Annotated in this window: 16 protein-coding genes; 7 read left to right on the forward strand and 9 right to left on the reverse strand. The window is 71.5% G+C overall.

Annotated elements, in window-relative coordinates; all coding sequences use genetic code 11:
- Positions 1-33: 33 nt before the first annotated feature.
- Positions 34-501, forward strand: a complete 468-nt coding sequence (locus tag AS97_RS46880; RefSeq protein ID WP_247204237.1) for a hypothetical protein — start codon at positions 34-36, stop codon at positions 499-501.
- Here the strand turns inward: AS97_RS46880 and AS97_RS04645 are convergent.
- Both AS97_RS04645 and AS97_RS04650 read right to left on the reverse strand, forming a co-directional pair.
- Positions 461-781 carry an NIPSNAP family protein gene (locus AS97_RS04645; protein ID WP_059144787.1) on the reverse strand — a complete coding sequence of 107 codons (321 nt, stop codon included), beginning with the start codon at positions 779-781 and terminating at the stop codon, positions 461-463. The genes AS97_RS46880 and AS97_RS04645 overlap by 41 nt on opposite strands.
- Before the next feature lie 72 nt (positions 782-853).
- The gene (locus tag AS97_RS04650; protein WP_210567139.1) at positions 854-1,807 is read right to left on the reverse strand and encodes an NADP-dependent oxidoreductase; all 954 of its coding nucleotides are present in this window, start codon (positions 1,805-1,807) and stop codon (positions 854-856) included.
- Between the two features lie 148 nt (positions 1,808-1,955).
- Here AS97_RS04650 and AS97_RS04655 point away from each other — a divergent pair, with 148 nt between their 5' ends.
- The gene (locus AS97_RS04655) at positions 1,956-2,330 is read left to right on the forward strand and encodes a helix-turn-helix domain-containing protein (protein ID WP_059144788.1); all 375 of its coding nucleotides are present in this window, start codon (positions 1,956-1,958) and stop codon (positions 2,328-2,330) included.
- An 85-nt stretch (positions 2,331-2,415) separates the two neighbouring features.
- On the opposite strand, the gene AS97_RS04660 is transcribed toward AS97_RS04655, so the two are convergent.
- A complete protein-coding gene (locus AS97_RS04660; protein ID WP_059144789.1) occupies positions 2,416-3,072 on the reverse strand; it encodes a YceI family protein in 657 nt (218 codons plus the stop codon).
- A gap of 199 nt (positions 3,073-3,271) precedes the next feature.
- Between AS97_RS04660 and AS97_RS04665 the strand changes: the two genes are divergently transcribed.
- Positions 3,272-4,090 carry a thioesterase family protein gene (locus AS97_RS04665; protein ID WP_210564380.1) on the forward strand — a complete coding sequence of 273 codons (819 nt, stop codon included), beginning with the start codon at positions 3,272-3,274 and terminating at the stop codon, positions 4,088-4,090.
- A 238-nt stretch (positions 4,091-4,328) separates the two neighbouring features.
- The gene (locus AS97_RS04670; protein WP_210564381.1) at positions 4,329-5,702 is read left to right on the forward strand and encodes an MFS transporter; all 1,374 of its coding nucleotides are present in this window, start codon (positions 4,329-4,331) and stop codon (positions 5,700-5,702) included.
- 33 nt (positions 5,703-5,735) lie between these two features.
- On the opposite strand, the gene AS97_RS04675 is transcribed toward AS97_RS04670, so the two are convergent.
- From AS97_RS04675 to AS97_RS04685, 3 genes are all read right to left on the reverse strand, one after another.
- Positions 5,736-6,608 carry a hypothetical protein gene (locus AS97_RS04675; RefSeq protein WP_125755417.1) on the reverse strand — a complete coding sequence of 291 codons (873 nt, stop codon included), beginning with the start codon at positions 6,606-6,608 and terminating at the stop codon, positions 5,736-5,738.
- 35 nt (positions 6,609-6,643) lie between these two features.
- Positions 6,644-7,468, reverse strand: a complete 825-nt coding sequence (locus AS97_RS04680) for an alpha/beta fold hydrolase (RefSeq protein WP_210564382.1) — start codon at positions 7,466-7,468, stop codon at positions 6,644-6,646.
- A gap of 96 nt (positions 7,469-7,564) precedes the next feature.
- On the reverse strand, positions 7,565-8,518 hold the full coding sequence (locus tag AS97_RS04685; RefSeq protein WP_059144794.1) for a LysR family transcriptional regulator: 954 nt from the start codon (positions 8,516-8,518) through the stop codon (positions 7,565-7,567).
- A gap of 144 nt (positions 8,519-8,662) precedes the next feature.
- On the opposite strand from AS97_RS04685, the gene AS97_RS04690 reads away from it, so the two are divergent.
- Positions 8,663-9,826 (forward strand): acyl-CoA dehydrogenase family protein, encoded by a 1,164-nt coding sequence (locus AS97_RS04690; RefSeq protein WP_125755415.1) that lies wholly within the window; start codon positions 8,663-8,665, stop codon positions 9,824-9,826.
- A 66-nt stretch (positions 9,827-9,892) separates the two neighbouring features.
- Here the strand turns inward: AS97_RS04690 and AS97_RS04695 are convergent, their stop codons facing one another.
- Positions 9,893-11,224: an FAD-linked oxidase C-terminal domain-containing protein gene (locus AS97_RS04695; RefSeq protein ID WP_247204767.1), complete on the reverse strand. Its 1,332-nt coding sequence runs from the start codon at positions 11,222-11,224 to the stop codon at positions 9,893-9,895.
- A gap of 250 nt (positions 11,225-11,474) precedes the next feature.
- Here AS97_RS04695 and AS97_RS04700 point away from each other — a divergent pair, with 250 nt between their 5' ends.
- Together AS97_RS04700 and AS97_RS04705 are read left to right on the forward strand one after the other, a co-directional pair.
- Positions 11,475-11,948, forward strand: a complete 474-nt coding sequence (locus AS97_RS04700) for a nuclear transport factor 2 family protein (protein ID WP_059144797.1) — start codon at positions 11,475-11,477, stop codon at positions 11,946-11,948.
- Positions 11,949-11,992: 44 nt separating this feature from the next.
- The gene (locus AS97_RS04705; RefSeq protein WP_185929652.1) at positions 11,993-12,547 is read left to right on the forward strand and encodes a TetR/AcrR family transcriptional regulator; all 555 of its coding nucleotides are present in this window, start codon (positions 11,993-11,995) and stop codon (positions 12,545-12,547) included.
- An 11-nt stretch (positions 12,548-12,558) separates the two neighbouring features.
- Here AS97_RS04705 and AS97_RS04710 read toward each other — a convergent pair whose 3' ends face one another.
- Both AS97_RS04710 and AS97_RS48450 read right to left on the reverse strand, forming a co-directional pair.
- Positions 12,559-14,067 (reverse strand): cryptochrome/photolyase family protein, encoded by a 1,509-nt coding sequence (locus AS97_RS04710; RefSeq protein ID WP_125755408.1) that lies wholly within the window; start codon positions 14,065-14,067, stop codon positions 12,559-12,561.
- 142 nt (positions 14,068-14,209) lie between these two features.
- Positions 14,210-14,338 (reverse strand): hypothetical protein, encoded by a 129-nt coding sequence (locus AS97_RS48450; protein ID WP_260612961.1) that lies wholly within the window; start codon positions 14,336-14,338, stop codon positions 14,210-14,212.
- Positions 14,339-14,563 lie beyond the last annotated feature (225 nt).

Raw genomic sequence — 14,563 nt, forward strand, 5'->3', positions numbered from 1 at the left:
CGGGACCGCGAGGCGCGTAGCCGCGAACCGCAGGTGTCCAGGCCGCGTCTGGTGCTCCGCCCCCAAGTGGCGCTGCTGACCGGTGTGTTCTTCGCCATGGCGCTGACCGGGTACGCGATCACGTTCTGGCTGCCGAGCCTGGTCGACGACATCGGCGGGCTCTCCTCCTTCCAGATCGGGCTGCTCACGGCCATCCCGTGGATCTGCGCGGTCATCGCGATGTACAGGATGAGCCGCTACACCGACCGCATGCCCGACCGGCGGCCCCACCTCGCCCTCGTCCTGGTGCTGTCCGCCAGCGGCCGGGGCGGCGCCGAAGCCGCCGCCCCGTCCCCGCCCGGACCGTCTCCGGGTGACCCGGCGCCCGCCCGGAACCGTGTGTTCCGGGCGGGGACGGGACCGTCGAGCGTCAGCGACGGACGGCCGTGGCCGTCAGCATGCGCTCATCGGCAGGATTCGGTCAGCGAAGCCCTGAGGCCGGCGTGGGCACGGCTCGCGTGACCTGGATCTTCTCCCGGAACATCAGTTCCTCGACCCGGGGGGCGATCTCCTGCTGCCACCGCTCGCTTCCGTAGACCGCCGCGTAGAGCCGCTCCCGCTCCGCCTCGTCGGCGAACCGCCGCATCCACACGTAGCCGTCGGGGTCCTCGTCGTCGATGAACGAGGCGATGACGTTCATCCCCTTCGACTCCTGGAAGGGGATGATCACCTCCTCGATGAAGGCGACCCATTCCTCCCGGCGGCCGGGCCTGATCTGGTAGCGGCGGATCTCGTAGAACATGCGCGTCTCCTTCGGGCTGATCTGATGGGCGGTGCGAGAGGGCCTGGGGCGTCCGCCGTCGCGCGGAGCGGGTCAGGCGCCGACGCGGAGGACCAGCTTGCCGCGGGTGTGGCCGTCCTCTCCCTGGCGGTGGGCGCGAGCGGCCTCCGCCAGCGGGAAGACCTCCTCGACCTCGACCGCGATCTCACCCTTGTCGATGAGTCCGGCGATCGTGGTGAGGGCGGCGCCGTCCGGCTCGACGAGGTAGGCGCTGGTGCGGATCCCACGGGCGTCCGCGGCCTGCCGCACCTCGGGGGCGACGCCACCGGGGACGGCCACCAGCAGTCCCCCCTTCCTGAGCACCTTCAGGGACCGGGTGCCGGTGGCGTCGTGGTCCTCGCCCAGAAGGTCGATCACCACATCGACGTCCTCGACCGCGTCCTCGAAGCGCTGCTCGGTGTAGTCGACCAGCTCCGCCGCTCCGAGCCGGCCGAGCCATGCGTGCCGGCTCTCCCGGGCGGTCCCCACCACCCGGGCCCCCAGGTGCCGTGCGAACTGGACGGCGAAGTGCCCGACGCCACCGGCGGCGGCGTGCACCAGAACCCGCTGCCCGGCGGTCACGTGCGCGGTGTCCACCAGGATCTGCCAGGCCGTCAGCGCCGCCAGCGGCACGGCGGCCGCCTCCTCATGGCTCAAGGTGGCCGGCTTGCGGGCGAACTGGCGGGCCGGAGCCGTGACGTACTCGGCGTAGCCACCGGCCTGTCGGGGGAACCACGGCATGCCGTACACCTCGTCTCCGGGGGCCAGCGTGGTCACCCCGAATCCGACTTCCTCGACCACACCGGAGACATCCCAGCCCAGGGTGAACGGCGGCTCGCCGAGCACACCCGCCATACCGCCGCCCTGACGGGTCTTCCAGTCGACCGGGTTGACACCGGCGGCGCGCACCCGCACCAGCACCTCGGTGGGCAGCGGCTCCGGCCGCGGGACCTCCGCGACGCGCAGCACCTCCGGGCCGCCGAGCGCGTCCTGTACCACCGCACGCATCATGGACCTGGCCACGTGTGCCTCCTGAACTCATCGTTCTCCTCACGCCCGCTCTCCGGGCGCGCTCGCACGCTATCCGCGGGGGCCTGGTTACCCACAAGGGACACTGCTACCTTTTGGGTAGTACCAGCATCCGGAAGGTCCCTCCATGAGCACGCAATGTCACACAGGCCAGCACGACCATCATGATGTGTACGAGGCCCAATGCCCGTGCCGCGCCATGCTGGATCTGCTCGCGAACAAGTGGTCGGCGCTCGCCATCGGGGCTCTGGAGGACGGGCCTCTCCGGTTCGGCGCCCTGCAGCGCCGTCTTCAGGGAATCAGCCCCAAGGTGCTCACCCAGACGCTGCGCCGTCTCGAAGACGCCGGTCTCATCGAGCGGACGGTCTACCCCGCCGTCCCGCTCCACGTGGAGTACGAACTCTCCCCCCTGGGCCACAGCGCGTCCGTCCCGCTCAGGAACCTGCGCCGGTGGGTCGAGGACAACCTGGACCTCACCACCGCGTCCGCCAAGCCCATGTGACGGCGCCGGTCCCCTCCGGCGCCGCCCGCCCCCCCTCAGCACCCTCCTGGCAGCCGGAGGGCACCCTTTCCGGCTCCGGGGCTCCTCAGGCGGCGGGGACGGCGCGGATGGCGGCGATGTCGAACTGGAGGCGGACCTTCTCACTCACCAGCGCGCCGCCCTCGGCCAGTCGGGCGTTGTAGGTCAGGCCCCATTCGGAGCGGTTGATGGTGGTGGTGCCGTCGAAGCCCGCCCGCTGGTAGCCGAAGGGGTCCGTGACGTACCCGATGTAGGTGAGTTCCAGGACGACGGGGCGGGTGATGTCTCTGATCGTGAGGTCCCCGATCATTCGGTAGACGTCCGGGCCCGCGAGTTCCACGGCGGTACTCGCGAACCGGATGTGGGGGTAGGTTCTGGCGTCCAGGAAGTCCCGGCCCATCAAGTGGTCGTCACGCTGCTCGACACCGGTCTGGACACTGGTGGTGGACAGCAGGACCTCGGCCCGGGAACGGCGCGGGTCGCGGCCGTCGAAGTAGAGGCGGCTTTCGAATTCCGTGAAGGCGCCACGTACCGTACTCACCATGGCATGGCGGACGGAGAAACCGATCCGGCTGTGGGCCGGATCGACGATCCACTCTCCGGTGAGCGCTGCGAGGCCGGTATCCGACACAGCGACGGCGCCGGACGTCTCCCGGGCAGGAGGGACCGCCGGTGCGGCGTTCGCGACCGCGCGACGGGAGGTACTGCGGCTGAACAGGTTCATGCCACCTGTTGTTACTTTCAACTTAGGGGGTGACGCAACCCTTGATCAAGAGCAGTTACTCAAGGATCTTGGGTAACTACGGCCGGGTGCCCTCCGAGCGCGCTCATCAGTGGCCCGCACGAGGACACCCGTGCTCGACGCGGGGCGGCGTCCACACGGCTGTATACGTCATCCTGGTCAACGCCCTCTGATCACCACGATGTTCCCGCCCGAGGAGAAGTCCCCGTTGACCACCGACAGCTACTACGAGCCGATCGATGAGCACCGCTACAAGCCCACCGCACACGTCAGCGGCGCCTGGAGCACCGACGAACAGCACTTCAGCCCGCTCGGCGGGCTGATCGTCCACGCCATCGACCGTCACCTCGCCGCCCGGCCGCACACCGGGCTGCTCCTCAGCCGCATCAGCTTCGACATCCTCGGGCGCCTGGCCCTCGACGAGTGCGAGATCCGGGTGGAGACCGTCCGGCCCGGCCGCACCATCGAACTCATCGAGGCCGTCGTGCTCATCGCCGACCGCCCCGTGGTCCGGGCCCGCGCGTGGCTCCTCGCCGCCGTGGACACCGCGGCCGTCGCCGGTGGCGCCGGGGACCGGCTCACCCCTCCCGAGAAGCTCGCTCCCTGGTCGATGGCCTCCCTGTGGCCCGGCGGATACATCGCCTCCCTGGACTCCCGTCCGCTCGCGCCACCCCAGCCGGGCCGCGCGACCGTCTGGGTCTCCACCCCGCTCGCCCTCGTGGCCGGGCAGACCAGCACCCCCCTGGCCTCGTACATCACGCTCGTCGACACCGCCAACGGGATCGCCGTACGACAGCCGCCCACCGCCTGGATGTTCCCCAACGTCGACCTGACCCTCCACCTCCACCGCCAGCCCGAGGGCGGCTGGGCCGGGCTGGACACCACGGTCACCTTCGGTCCCACCGGCCAGGGCATCACCAGCACCGTGCTGCACGACCTGCGCGGCCCGATCGGACACGCCCAGCAGATCCTCACCGTCCGCCCCCTGCCCGGCGCCTGACCTCGTACGAGACCTGCCGCCACCGGCGAGGTGGCGGCTTGGCTGTACGATGACGCGGCAAGCAACGAACCACTCTGCCTGACGCAGAGCTGGCGCGACCGCTCGGCGGCCGCGGTCCTTCTGCCCCCTCATCGGCGCGGACCCGGTATCTACCCCGGTCCAGCGCGAGAGGACAGCTCTCGGCGCACTCCGCCATGCCGGCCCGGGTGCGCTACCAGGCGGCGGAAAGGCGTCGGCCGTGGCATCCGCGGTCTCCAGCACCACCCCTCCTCCCGCACGGCGCGCCGGCTACCGGCACCTGCTGCGCACCCCGGGCGCATGGACCTTCCTGCTGCCCGGCTTCGCCGCCCGGCAGCCGTTCGCGATGCTGACGATCAGCATCGTGCTCCTGCTGCGCCACACCACCGGGTCGTACGGGCTCGCCGGGGCGGTCGCGGCCGTCACCGGCGTGTCCATGGCGCTGTTCGCGCCCCAGAGCGGCAAGCTGGCCGACCGCCACGGGCAGAGCGCGGTCCTGGTGCCGGGTGTGCTGCTCCACGCGGCGGCCGCAGCCCTGCTGACGGCGCTGGCCCTGGCCCACGCGCCACTGTGGGCGCTGATCGCCGCCGCGGTGCCGACGGGCGCTTCCGTCCCGCAGGTCGGGCCCATGGTGCGGGCCCGCTGGGCGGCCGCCCTCGGGGACGGCACTGCCGGGGACGGCACTGCCGGGGACGGCACCCCGGGCGGATCCGGGCCGCGTTCGGGACGCCAGCCGCTGCTGGCGACCGCGGCCGCGTTCGAGTCCGTGACGGACGAGCTGACGTTCGTCATCGGCCCCGTGCTCGCGACCGGTTTGAGCACCGGTGTGCACCCGGCGTCCGGCCTGGTCGCGGAGGCGGTGCTGACGCTGGTGGGCGGACTGCTCTTCGCGGCCCAGCGCCGTACCGCGCCGCCGCTGGGCGCGGCGCGGGCGGACACCCGGGAGCGGCCCGCCTCGGCCCTGTCCATACCGGGGGTGCGGGTCCTGGCCGTGGCCTTCCTGGGCATCGGCTCGGTGTTCGGCGGGATGCAGGTGGCCCTGACGGCCTTCGCGCAGGAACACGGTCAACCGGGCCTGAACGGTGTGCTGTACGGCGTCTTCGCCGCGGGCAACATGCTCGCGGGCGTGGCCTGTGGCGCCATTGCCTGGCGCACCTCCCCCCGGCGGCGGCTGCTGGCTTCCTACGCCGCGCTGACGCTGGTCTGCTCAACGCTGTGGGCGGTGCCCGCGCCGCTGCCGCTGGGCGGGCTGGGGCTGCTGGCGGGCCTGTGCATCGCACCGGCGCTGATCACCGGATACACCCTGGTGGAGGCCCTGGTCCCGGCCACGTCCCGGACGGAGGCGTTCACCTGGCTGACCGGTTCGGTCGCACTGGGGCAGGCCGCGGCGGTGACGGCGGCCGGACAGGTGGCGGACGGATTCGGCGCGAGCGCCGCCTTCACGGTGCCGCTCGTCGGCACGACGCTGGCCCTGCTGACCGTGGTGTCCCTGCGCGCCCGGATCGCACCGCGCGGCGTCTCCACGGCGATACGCCATGAGGGGCGCACCGCCGATACGCACAACGGATCGCTCCAGACGGTGGACACCGCCTGAGCGACGCCCCGGCCGTACGGTCCCGGCACGCGCTTATGCGAACGTCACCTCCGCCGTGGCGTGCCGGGCCTCCCGGTGGGTGGCGATGCGCAGGTCGGCGCCGCCGCCGGAGGGTGTGCCGGACGCCACGAGGCGTTCCCCGGCGAACAGCGGCCGCCGCAGTCGGTAGGAGAGCGAGGCCACCCGCCGCGCCGGGGCGTGGCGGCGGACGAGTTCGAGCATGAGCAGGGCCAGCAGCGGACCGTGGACGACGGGGCCCGGGTAGCCCTCCTCCCCTTGCGCGTACGGCGTGTCGTAGTGGATGCGGTGGGCGTTGGCGGTGAGCGCGCTGAACCGGAACAGCAGGGTCGGATCCGGGTGCAGCGGGAGCTGCCACGTCCCTTCGGGGTCGGGGGCGGCGGACTCGTCGAGGGCGGCCGGGTGGTGGCGCACGGAGCCGCGCCCCGACCGGTAGACGATGTCCTGTTCCTCGACGAGGCAGGTCCGGCCGCGCTGGCGGAGTTCCCGGCGCTCGGTGACGAACAGCAGCTCCCCCGTGCTCCCGTGTTTGGCCGTCACCGTGCCCAGGGTGCTGATGCGCTCGGCCGGCTCGCCGAGATGCAGCGGTTCGGCGATCTCGCATCGTCCTCCGGCGATCATCCGCTGCCGGTGCGGGATGGGCGGCAGGAGGTGTCCGTTCCGGAGGTGTCCGTCGGCTCCGAGCTCCCGCTGGGCGGGCCAGTGCAGGAAGTAGAGCCAGTGCCACAGCGGTGGCAGGGGCTCACCGCCCTTCGCCACGGCCTCGGGCAGGTCGAGGACCGCCGACAGGGCCGCGACGGGGCCGACGGGAAGCGCGTCCTCGGCCGCGACCGGTCCCGGGGCCCATGACGCGACGTACGAGCTGAGCGGGGGCGGGGTGGGTTGCATGGTTCGTCTGTCCCTCCTCATGCGTGAGTAGATGGTCAGACCAGGAAGGGCTCCTCCGCCAGGAACGACGACACGATCGTCGCGGCCGCCGGGCGGCACTCCTGGAAATAGCCGTGCCGCGCGCCCTCGAAGATGTGCGTACGCGCCTGGGGGATGCGCGAGGCGAGCAGCGGTGCGTTGGCCGCCGGGGTGAGCCGGTCGTCCGCGCCGTGCAGGATCAGGGTGGGCACGGTGATCAGCGGGAGGACGTCCCAGGCGTCGTGCCGATTGCTGGCCACCAGGTGGCCTCGCCGGGCGTGCGGAGGCATACCGGGGGCGCCGAGGGTCGTATAGGGCCCGGGGTGTGCGACCCGCCAGGCCGGGGTGTACATCAGGTCGATCAGCGCTTCGTTCGCCGCCCGCGCGTCGGCCTTGGCCAGGGAGCGCCGCACCGCCATGTCGCGCTCCGTCGCGTGGGGCCCGCCGGGCGAGGTGCAGCCGAGGACGAGCCGGCGGATCCGGTGCGGATGGCGGGCGGCGACCCACTGGGCGACCCGCCCGCCCATGGAGGTCCCGTACAGATCGGCGCGCTCGATGCCCAGATGGTCGAGGACGGCGATCACATCGTCGGCGAAGCCCGGCGTCGAGTAGGGCTGGTCGGGCTTTCCGCTCTCCCCCGTGCCACGCCAGTCCATGGTGAGGGTGGTGTGGGTGGCGTGGAAGTCCGCCCGTATGCCGTCCCACCAGTGGTGGTTGTTGGCCTGGCCCGCCAGGAGCATCAGCGGGGGCCGTCCGGTGCCGTGGTGCTGATACGCGAGAAGGGTGCCGTCCAGCGCGCGGGCGTGACCGCTGACCTGCTGATGGACGTCGGTGCTTGCCATGGGTGTTTCTCGCCTTTCGGGCCTCAGGTATCGCTTTCGGGTTGTGGCTTCAGGTGTCGGGTTTCGGCTTCAGGTATCGGGGTTGGGATTCCGGCTTCAGGTGTCGCCGGTGGGTGCGGCCCGCGTGTGCAGCCGGGCGGAGGGCCACCGCTCCTGGTCCACGGCCGAGGTGATCTGGTGGAGCAGCTCCCGGGCGACGGCCTCCACCGCCGGGGGTGTCCGCCCGGCTCTCGACATCCCGAGGACGATCGAGCGCCATACGCCGGGTTCGCACAGCGGTGCCGCGCCGAGTGTGCCATCGGCCGCGTCCTCGGCGATGCCCAGCCCCGGCAGGATGGTCCAGCCGTGCCCGGCCCGGACGAGTTGCTTCTGCACCCGCATGGAGTTGGTCTGCACGGCGATGTCCATCTCGACCGCGGCCCGTCCGGCGGCCCCGTCGATCAGGCTGCGCAGGGCGTGCCCGGCCGCGGGCAAGACCAGCGGATGCTCGGCGGCCCGCGCGAAGGGGACGGGCTGATCGCCACGCAGCCCCGCGGACGGCGGCGCGACCACCCACAGCCGCTCGCGCACCAGGGGGCGAAGGTTCAGCGACGGTGTGTCGGCCAGGTTGTAGAGCAGCGTGAGGTCCAGGTCGCCGTCGTCCAGCCATTGCTGGAGGTGCCCGGAGTACGCCGTCATCAGGCGCAGCTCGATACCGGGATGGTCCCGGGCCAGAGCGGACACCAGCGGCTCCGCCAGCAGATCGGTGGTGCTCTCCAGCAGGCCCACGGTGACGATGCCGGTCACCACGCCCGGGGTCGGCTGGACCTCGGCACGGGCGCGCTCCAGCTCGTTCAGGGCGCGGCGAGCGCGGTCGGCCATGATCGCGCCGGCCTCGGTGGGCCGCATGCCCTGCCGGGTCCGCTCGAAGAGGGGGACGCCCAGCTCCTCCTCCAGGGTGCGGATCTGCCGGGTGACCGCGGGCTGGACCAGATGCAGCAACTCCGCGGCCCGGGTGACGCTGCCGACCTCGGCGACCGTGACGAGTGCCTTGAGTTGTCTGACGTCCAACGCTCGCTCTCCAGCCATCCGCGCCCGCCCGGGATGGACGTATCACGCATTGCTATTTCACTGAGACCTCCATGAGTATCCATGATGCAGCTCGGAAGGCAATCCCGCCTCCCCCGTCTTCCCGTCTCACAGGAGCGTCAGAGCATGAGCACCCTCGACATCGTGTCCGAGGACGAGCGGTTCATCGTCAGGACGGTGCGCGACTTCGTGGACAACGACGTCAAACCGGTCGTCCGGGAGCTGGAGCACAGCAACACCTACCCCGAGGCCCTGATCGAGCGGATGAAACAGCTCGGCGTCTTCGGGCTCGCCATCCCGGAGGAGTACGGCGGCACCCCTGTCTCCACCCCGTGTTATGTCCTGATCACCGAGGAACTCGCCCGTGGCTGGATGAGCCTGGCCGGTGCGATGGGCGGCCATACCGTGGTCTCCACCCTCCTGCTGCGCTTCGGCACCGAGGAGCAGAAGCGCCGCTATCTGCCGAAGATGGCCACCGGCGAGATCCGGGCCACCATGGCGCTGACCGAACCGGGCGGCGGCTCCGACCTCCAGGCGATGCGCACGGTCGCCCGTAAGGACGCGGACGGCTATGTGGTGGACGGCTCCAAGACCTGGATCACCAACTCCCGCCGCTCCGGGCTGATCGCCCTGCTCTGCAAGACCGACCCCGACGCCACCCCCGCGCACCGGGGCATCTCCATCCTGCTGGTCGAGCACGGGCCCGGTCTGACGGTCTCCCGCGATCTGCCCAAGCTGGGCTACAAGGGCGTCGAGAGCTGCGAGTTGTCGTTCGACGGCTACCGGGCCCCGGCCGACGCCGTTCTGGGCGGGGTGGAGGGCAAGGGGTTCGCCCAGATGATGAAGGGGCTGGAAACCGGGCGGCTGCAGGTCGCCTCCCGTGCGCTCGGCGTCGGCCGGGCGGCGCTGGAGGACGCGCTGGCCTACGCCCAGGAACGCGAGTCGTTCGGCAAGCCGATCTGGCAACACCAGTCGATCGGCAACTACCTCGCCGACATGGCCACCGCGCTGACCGCGGCCCGTCAACTCACCCTGTACGCCGCGCGGGAGGCCGACGCGGGGCGGCGCGTGGACATGGAGGCGGGCATGGCGAAGCTCTTCGCCTCCGAGACCGCCATGGAGATCACGCTCAACGCCGTGCGCATCCACGGTGGTTACGGCTATTCCACCGAGTTCGACGTGGAGCGCTACTTCCGCGACGCGCCCCTGATGATCGTCGGTGAGGGCACCAACGAGATCCAGCGCAATGTGATCGCGGCTCAGCTCGTGAAGCGCGGCGGTCTGGAGTGATCCCCGACGGGAGTGAGACGGTTGGAGTGAGGCGGGCCGGAGCGACGTCCGCTCGCCCGCACGCACTCAGCCGCCTGCGATGACCTTGCCCGGGTTGAGAATCCCGTGCGGGTCGAGGGCCGCCTTGACGGCGCGGTGCATCTCCAGAACGGCCGGTGTGAGCTCCCGCTCCAGACCGTCCCGCTTCAGCAGGCCCACCCCGTGTTCGCCGGTGACCGTGCCGCCGAGGTCGATGGCGTCAGCGATGATGTCGTGGAAGGCGGCCTGGGCCCGCTCCTGGGCCGCCGTGTCGCCGGGCTGGGTGATCAGCAGCGGGTGGAGGTTGCCGTCACCGGCGTGGGCGATGTTGGCGATGAGCGTGTCATGGCGGGTTGCGGCGCGCTCGATCCGCGCCAGCATCTCCGGTACGGCCGCCTTGGGCACGCAGACGTCCTCGGTGAGCACCGGGCCCAGCCGCTCCAGCGCCGGATAGGCGAGCCGCCTGGCCGAGAACAGCGCGTCGGCCTCCTCCTGGTCCGTGGACTGCGCGGCCCAGGTCGCCCCCGCCTCCTCGAAACAGGCGAGCATGCGCTCGGCCTCCTGCGCCCCGGCCGGGCCCGGGGCGTCCGTACGGCCGAGGAGCACCACGTCCGCGTCGACGGACAGACCCATGTTCTTCCACTTGTCGACCGCCGCCAGGCAGTGCCGGTCGATCAGCTCCAGCGCGGACGGGGTGAGCCCCGCGGCCCCGATCGCGGCGACCGCGCGTCCCGCCGCCACGACCGAGGAGAAGTATCCGGCGACCGTGCGCTCGGCCTCCCGCCGCGGCCGCAGCCGCACCGTGATCTCGGTGATCACTCCCAGGGTGCCTTCGGAGCCGACCATCAGCCCCGCCAGGTCGTATCCGGCGACCCCCTTGGCGGTCCTGCGGCCGAGCCGCACGAGCTCACCGGTGCCGGTCACCATCTCCAGACCGAGCACATAGTCGCGGGTGACGCCGTACTTCACACAGCACAGGCCGCCCGCGTTGGTCGCCACATTGCCGCCGATGGTGGACCAGGGCGCGCTCGCCGGGTCCGGCGGGTACCAGAGGCCCTGCTCGGCGCAGGCGGCCCGCAGATCGTCGTTGACCACACCCGGTCCGACGACCGCGAGGCGCTCCACGGGGTCGATCTCGTGGATGGTGTCCATGGCCTCGGTGGAGAGCACCACACAGCCCTCGACGGCGTTGGCACCACCGGAGAGGCCGGTGCCCGCGCCCCGGGTGACCAGCGGAACGCCGTGCCGCACACAGGCCCGCACCACGGCACGCACTTCCAGCGCCGTACGTGGCCGCACCACCACGAGTGGCGTGCCGTACGGCGCCCACTCCGCCTCGTCGTGGACGAAACCGGCGGCGACGCCGGGGTCCTCGACCATGCGGCCGTCCGGCAGCTCCTGCCGCAGATCATCGATCAACACGCCCGGTCCCCTGCCTCGTCGTCGAGCACGGTGCTTCCGCTAGCACGGTACCCGCCCCCCGAGAATGTCTGATCACCACCCCCGCCACCAGGGAGGCCGCAGGCCGGTCCTTGCGCGAGAACCATCGTTCTCCTACACTCGCACCAGAAGGGGAGAATGTTCGTTCTCCCTTTCCCCGCCCCGCTCCAACGACCCACAAGGAGACGCTGTGACCGACGCCCCACGTCCTCCGTTCCCCCCGTTCACCCGGGAGACCGCAGTCCAGAAGGTCCGTCTGGCCGAAGACGGCTGGAACTCCCGCGACCCGGAGAAGGTCGCCCTGGCCTACACCGTCGACTCGCGCTGGCGGAACCGCGCGGAGTTCGTCACCGGGCGCGACGAGATCATCGCCTTCCTCACCCGCAAATGGGCGCGCGAGCTGGACTACCGGCTCATCAAGGAGCTGTGGGCCCACGACGGCAACCGCATCGCCGTGCGCTTCGCCTACGAATGCCACGACGACTCCGGCAACTGGTTCCGCTCCTACGGCAACGAGAACTGGGAATTCGACGACGCCGGTCTGATGCGGCTGCGCTACGCGTGCATCAACGACCTCCCGATCAAGGAGTCGGAGCGTCTCTACCACTGGCCGCTCGGACGCCGCCCCGACGACCACCCCGGGCTGAGCGACCTCGGCCTCTGACCGACCGGCACCCTGACCGACCGGCGCACCAGGAGAGCGGCGAAATGATCAGTCCCGAGACCGCGGAGCTCCGGATCCTCGACGCGGCCGAAACCCTGTTCTACGGACGGGGGCTCCAGGCCGTGGGCATGGACGAGATCCGTTCCGCCTCCGGCGTCTCCCTCAAACGGCTGTACCAACTCTTCCCGTCCAAAGGGGAGCTCATACAGGCCTATCTGCGGCGGCGCGACATCCGCTGGCGTCAGAGGCTGGCCGCGTACGCCGATTCCCAGGACACACCTGAGGAACGCATCCTCGCGGTCTTCGACTGGCTCCACGAGTGGTTCGGCGAGCCGGACTTCCGGGGTTGCGCCTTCAGCAACTCCTTCGGGGAGCTCGGCGCCACCTCCTCGCCCGTGGCCGAGACGGCACGCGCCCACAAGGAGGCGTTCTTCGGCTACCTCGCCGAGCTGACGGCGGCCGCGGGCAAACCGGCCCCGCTCTCCGGCCACTTGGCACTTCTCGCCGAAGGCGCCATCACCACCGCCGCCATCACCGGCAGCCCCGAACCCGCGCACCAGGCGAAGGAAGCAGCACGCGTCCTGCTGGCGGCGGCCTGACGCCATCCCCCTCATGGCGGTGCGGCGCCCCGCGCCTGTGCCGTCGCGAGCACCTCGGGCAGATCGGCCAGCCGGTCCAGGCCCCGAACCGCCCTGGCCATGCGGTGGTTGCCGGAGAGCGGGCCGCGATGGCGGTGCAGGAAGGACCAGTAGCCGGTGGTGTAGGGGCAGGCGCGCTCGCCGGTGCGGTCCCTCGGGCGGTAGGCGCAGGGGCCGCACAGGTCGCTCATCCGGTCGATGTACGCTCCGCCGGAGGTGTACGGCTTGGTGGTCATCAGGCCGCCGTCGGCGTACTGGGACATCCCCACGACGTTCGGCAGCATCACCCAGTCATATCCATCGACGAAGCAGCGGTGGAACCAGTCCGTGACCGCCGCCGGGTCCCAGCCGTCCTGGAGCGCGCGGCTGCCGAGCACCATCAGCCGGGGGATGTGGTGGGTCCATCCGGTGTCCCGGACCTGTTTCAGCGCGTGGCGCAGGCAGCGGGCGGTGACCGCGTCGGCGTCGAGGTCGAGGAACCAGCGAGGCAGCGGCTCGGTGTGGCCGAGGGCGTTGTGGCCACGGTAGTCGGGGCCGAACCACCAGTAGACGTGCCAGATGTACTCGCGCCATCCGGCGATCTGCCGGATGAACCCCTCGACGCTGTTCAGGGGCGCGTCGCCGGCGCGCCACGCCCGCTCGGCCCGGTCCACGCACTCGGCCGGGTGCAGCAGCCCGAGGTTCAACGGTGCCGAGAGCAGGCTGTGGCTCAGCACGGGATCCGCCGCGAGCATCGCGTCCTCGTACGGGCCGAACCACGGCAGCCGGTGTGCGATGAAGTGGCGCAGGGATGCCAGTGCCTCCCGGCGGGTGGCGGGGAAGCACCGTGGGCCGTCGCGTCCGACGAAGGACACCCGGCCCTCGCGCTCCCAACGGTCCAGATCGTGCCGGACCTCGTCGTCGATCTCATCCTCCTCGGGGCGCCACGGGTCGGGTGCTCCGAGGGTGCGGGCGCCGTGGGGCGGGGGCTCCCGGTTCTCCCGGTCCAGGTTCCAGCGACCGCCGGCGGGCTGATCGCCGTCCATGAGCAGCTCGTGTTCACGGCGCACCCAGCGGTAGAAGTCCTCCATCCGCATCCGCCCCGGGGCGCGCTGCTCGGCCCATGTGGCAAAGGCGTCCCCCGGCGTCAGAAAGCCCCTGGCGGGCAGCACATGGACCTGGGCGAGCGACTCGACCAGGCCCAGCGCGGCGTGGGACGTCGGCCGGCAGACGGTCACCGGCTCGCGCCCGGCGGCCTCGGCCAGCCCCTCGCGGTACGTCCGCGCCCGTACGTACCGCACGCGGTCGCCGAGTTCGGCCGCGCGGTGCCGCATCGCGGACAGCAGGAGATGGGCCTTGGCGCGGTGGAAGCGACGACGGCGCAGCACCGCCCAGGACTCGATCATGATGAGCGGGGCCCGCGGATCGGGGCCCTGGTGGCGGTGGTCGATGAAGTGCGGGCCGAGTTGATCGCCGAAGAGCCAGTGCGGGCGTACGGCCATCGTGCGAACTCCTGGGAGGCGGCGGAAGGACGGGCTCCTGGCGGCGGGAGAATGGCGCCCGCCGCGGGCGGCCCGGCGGACCGGGCGCGGCGGACGCCCTCAGGCTATGCGCCACTTCCGCCCGATCCGCCCGCGACGCGCCTCAGTCCGCCTTGAGGGCCGTGAGGACGTTCAGCCGGTCCGCGCGGCGGGCGGGCCAGAGTCCCGCCACGACGCCGACGAGCGCGGCGCCCGTGGGGGCCATGGCGATGCGGCCCCAGAGGATGACCATCTCGTACCCCTGAATGCTGTCGGAGGCGAGCCTTCCGCAACTGGACGAGGGGGCTCTGGCCGAGGGCGCGCTGGAGGGACCACCGTACCGTTTCGCGGTCACCGTCCTTGGTGGACACCAGCACCGAGGTGTCCTCGATCTCCTTCAGATGGGGCTGGAGAGTGGCCGGCGGCATCATGGTGGCCGGGAGGAATTCGTCACGCGTCCTGCGGGCGGCGGCATAAC

Source organism: Streptomyces sp. AgN23 (genome assembly GCF_001598115.1).
GTDB classification, from domain to species: Bacteria; Actinomycetota; Actinomycetes; order Streptomycetales; family Streptomycetaceae; genus Streptomyces; species Streptomyces antimycoticus.